Here is a 3440-nt window from a genome sequence, read left to right on the forward strand (position 1 = left end):
AGGGGCGCGGGGAACTGCGCGAGCAGCCACGACGCAAGCCGCAGCGGCACGACGGCCGTGCCGAGGAGACCGTCGCGGGTCACGAGGGACACCGGCCCACCCTCGGCCAGACCTCCGGAGGTCAGAGGTTTCCGCGCTTCTCCTGCTCCCGCTCGATCGCCTCGAACAGCGCCTTGAAGTTGCCCTTGCCGAAGCCCATGGAGCCGTGCCGCTCGATCATCTCGAAGAAGACGGTCGGCTTGTCCTGGACCGGCTTGGTGAAGATCTGCAGCAGGTAGCCGTCCTCGTCGCGGTCGACGAGGATCTTCTGCTCGCGCAGCGTCTCGACGGGGACGCGGGTCTCGCCCGCCCACTCGCCGAGGGTGTCGTAGTACGAGTCGGGGGTGTCGAGGAACTGGACACCGGCGGCTCGCATGGCCCGCACCGAGGCGACGATGTCGTTCGTGGCGAGCGCGATGTGCTGGACCCCGGCGCCGCCGTAGAACTCCAGGTACTCGTCGATCTGGGACTTCTTCTTGGCGACGGCCGGCTCGTTGATCGGGAACTTGACCTTGAGGGTCCCGTCCGCGACGACCTTGGACATCAGCGCGCTGTACTCGGTCGCGATGTCGTCGCCCACGAACTCCTTCATGTTCGTGAAGCCCATGACCTTGTTGTAGAACGCGACCCACTCGTTCATCCGGCCGAGTTCGACGTTGCCGACGCAGTGGTCGATCGCCTGGAAGTAGCGCTTGGCGGGCGGCTCGACGATCGGGGCGGCGGCCTCGAACCCGGGCAGGTACGGGCCCTCGTAGCCGGAGCGCTCGACGAGGGTGTGGCGGGTCTTCCCGTACGTGGCGATGGCGGCGCGCACGACGGTGCCGTGCTCGTCCTTCGTCTCGTAGGGCTCGGTGAGGCCGCGGGCGCCGTGCTCGGTGGCGTACGCGTACGCCGCGCGGGCGTCCGGCACCTCGATGGCGAGGTCGACGACGCCGTCGCCGTGCGCCGCCACGTGCTCCTCGAGGAAGTGGCCCCAGTCGGTGGAGGCCTTGATGACGGAGGTGAACACGAAGCGGGCCGAGCCGTTGGTCAGGACGTACGAGGCGGTCTCGCGGCTGCCGTTCTCCGGTCCGGAGTAGGCGACCAGCGTCATGCCGAAGGCCGTCGCGTAGTAGTGCGCGGCCTGCTTGGCATTGCCCACGGCGAAGACGACCGCGTCCATGCCCTTCACCGGGAAGGGGTCGGCCTGCCGGGCGGTGTCGGGGGCACTTCCGGATGCGGAGTGTGTGGTCTGCGTCATACGGGGAGGCTCTCGCCGTTCTGCAAGGTGCGCAATAGTTTGCGTATTCGCTGGGCAATCTGACCAGTGCCGGGTCCGTTTCTGCGGGCTGCGTGTACAGGATGACCACCCCGGAGGGGCGTATGGCGATCGATCATCTGGACGGGCGGCTCATCGTGCTCCTGGCGCGTGAGCCGCGCATCGGCGTCCTGGAGATGTCGCGGCGGCTCGGCGTCGCCCGCGGCACGGTGCAGGCCCGGCTCGACCGCCTTCAGTCGAATGGAGTCATCCGCGGGTTCGGCCCCCAGGTCGACCCGGCGGCCCTCGGGTACCCGGTCACGGCGTTCGCCACGCTGCAGATCAGACAGGGGCAAGGGCCCGATGTCAGAGCCCATTTGGCGACCGTGCCCGAGGTCCTGGAGCTGCACACGACGACCGGCACGGGCGACATGATGTGCCGGCTCGTGGCCCGCTCCAACGCGGATCTCCAACGTGTGATCGACCGGGTCGTCGGTTTTGATGGCATCGTCCGGGCTTCCACGGCGATCGTCATGGAAAATCCCGTTCCGCTGCGGATCATCCCGCTGGTGGAGCAGGCGTCGGGAGATTCCTGACGGCTTTACGAGCACGGCCCGGCGGTGAGGCGCGATGGACTTCCGGGACTGCTCCCGGCACTGCTTCGGGGAGTGCCGATGAACTTCTGGGACTACCTGGTCAACCGGCACCAGCAGCTGCTCGCCGACGCGGGCCAGCACGCCAGCGCCGTCTTCCAGTGCATGCTCGTGGCCACCGTGATCGGCGTCCTCATCGGCGTCTTCACGTACCGCAGCGAATGGGCCGGGAACCTGGCGACGACCGCCACCTCCACGATCCTGACGATCCCCTCGCTGGCCATGATCGGTCTGCTCATCCCGATCGTCGGCCTCGGCGTCGCCCCGACCGTCATCTCGCTGACCCTGTACGGGCTGCTGCCGATCGTGCGCAACGCGATCGTGGGCCTGCGCGGCGTCGACCCCTCGCTGATCGACGCGGCGAAGGGCATCGGGATGTCGCGGGTCGCCCGGCTCGTCCGCGTCGAGCTGCCGCTGGCCTGGCCGCCGATCCTCACCGGCATCCGGGTCTCGACCCAGATGCTGATGGGCATCGCCGCGATCGCCGCCTACGCCTCGGGCCCCGGGCTCGGCAACGAGATCTTCCGCGGGATCGCCTCGCTGGGCAGCGCCAACGCACTCAACCAGGTCCTCGCCGGCACCCTCGGCATCATCGTCCTCGCCCTGCTCTTCGACGCCGCGTACGTCCTCATCGGACGGCTGACCATCCCGAGGGGGATCCGTGTCTGACACCGCTGTACCGACCGCGCCCGAGCCGGGACCCGTACCCGTGGACCAGCGCACCACCGGCGCGACGATCGAGCTGGAGAACCTGACCAAGCGCTACCCGGGGTCCCCCGAGCCGGCCGTGGACAGCGTCAACATGGAGATCAAGGCGGGCGAGCTGATCATCTTCGTGGGGCCGTCCGGCTGCGGCAAGTCCACGACCCTGAAGATGATCAACCGGCTGATCGAGCCCACCGGCGGCCGCATCCGGATCGGCGGCGAGGACGTCACTGACATGGACCCGGTGAAGCTGCGCCGCAAGGTCGGCTACGCGATCCAGTCGTCCGGCCTGTTCCCGCACATGACCGTCGCCCAGAACATCGCGCTCGTGCCGAAGATGGTCGGCTGGTCCAAGTCGAAGATCAAGTCCCGGGTCGAGGAGATGCTGGACCTCGTCGGGCTCGACCCCGGCGAGTTCCACGGCCGCTACCCGCGCCAACTCTCCGGCGGCCAGCAGCAGCGCGTCGGCGTGGCCCGCGCGCTCGCCGCCGACCCGCCGGTGCTGCTCATGGACGAGCCGTTCGGCGCCGTCGACCCGATCACCCGCGACCACCTCCAGGACGAGCTGATCCGGCTCCAGCACGAGCTGCACAAGACGATCGTCTTCGTCACGCACGACTTCGACGAGGCCATCAAGCTCGGCGACCGGATCGCGGTGCTGCGCGAGAAGTCGCACATCGCCCAGTTCGACACCCCCGAGGCGATCCTCACCAACCCGGCCGACGACTTCGTCTCCGGGTTCGTCGGGGCCGGCGCCGCACTCAAGCGCCTCAACCTCACCCGCGTCCGCGACGTCGAGGTCACCA

General features: G+C 68.7%; 4 protein-coding genes. 3 read left to right on the forward strand and 1 reads right to left on the reverse strand.

Annotated elements, in window-relative coordinates:
* Window positions 1-121: 121 nt before the first annotated feature.
* Complete coding sequence (gene hppD, locus GTW43_RS10235; RefSeq protein WP_161301328.1) at window positions 122-1279, reverse strand: 4-hydroxyphenylpyruvate dioxygenase; 1158 nt, start codon at window positions 1277-1279, stop codon at window positions 122-124.
* 122 nt (window positions 1280-1401) lie between these two features.
* On the opposite strand from hppD, the gene GTW43_RS10240 reads away from it, so the two are divergent.
* The 3 genes from GTW43_RS10240 to GTW43_RS10250 all read left to right on the forward strand — a co-directional run.
* Window positions 1402-1872 (forward strand): Lrp/AsnC family transcriptional regulator, encoded by a 471-nt coding sequence (locus GTW43_RS10240; protein ID WP_161301330.1) that lies wholly within the window; start codon window positions 1402-1404, stop codon window positions 1870-1872.
* A 78-nt stretch (window positions 1873-1950) separates the two neighbouring features.
* Window positions 1951-2598 (forward strand): ABC transporter permease, encoded by a 648-nt coding sequence (locus GTW43_RS10245; protein WP_161301329.1) that lies wholly within the window; start codon window positions 1951-1953, stop codon window positions 2596-2598.
* A 40-nt stretch (window positions 2599-2638) separates the two neighbouring features.
* On the forward strand, window positions 2639-3440 hold an 802-nt coding region (locus GTW43_RS10250), incomplete at its 3' end, for a betaine/proline/choline family ABC transporter ATP-binding protein (protein ID WP_161301331.1).

This window comes from Streptomyces sp. SID5785 (assembly GCF_009870065.1).
Taxonomy (GTDB): Bacteria; Actinomycetota; Actinomycetes; order Streptomycetales; family Streptomycetaceae; genus Streptomyces.

Excerpts from the sequence above, each read along its gene's own strand:
- hppD (WP_161301328.1), bottom strand. The coding sequence starts at position 1,279 with ATGACGCAGACCACACACTCCGCATCCGGAAGTGCCCCCGACACCGCC.
- GTW43_RS10240 (WP_161301330.1), top strand. The coding sequence starts at position 1,402 with ATGGCGATCGATCATCTGGACGGGCGGCTCATCGTGCTCCTGGCGCGT.
- GTW43_RS10245 (WP_161301329.1), top strand. The coding sequence starts at position 1,951 with ATGAACTTCTGGGACTACCTGGTCAACCGGCACCAGCAGCTGCTCGCC.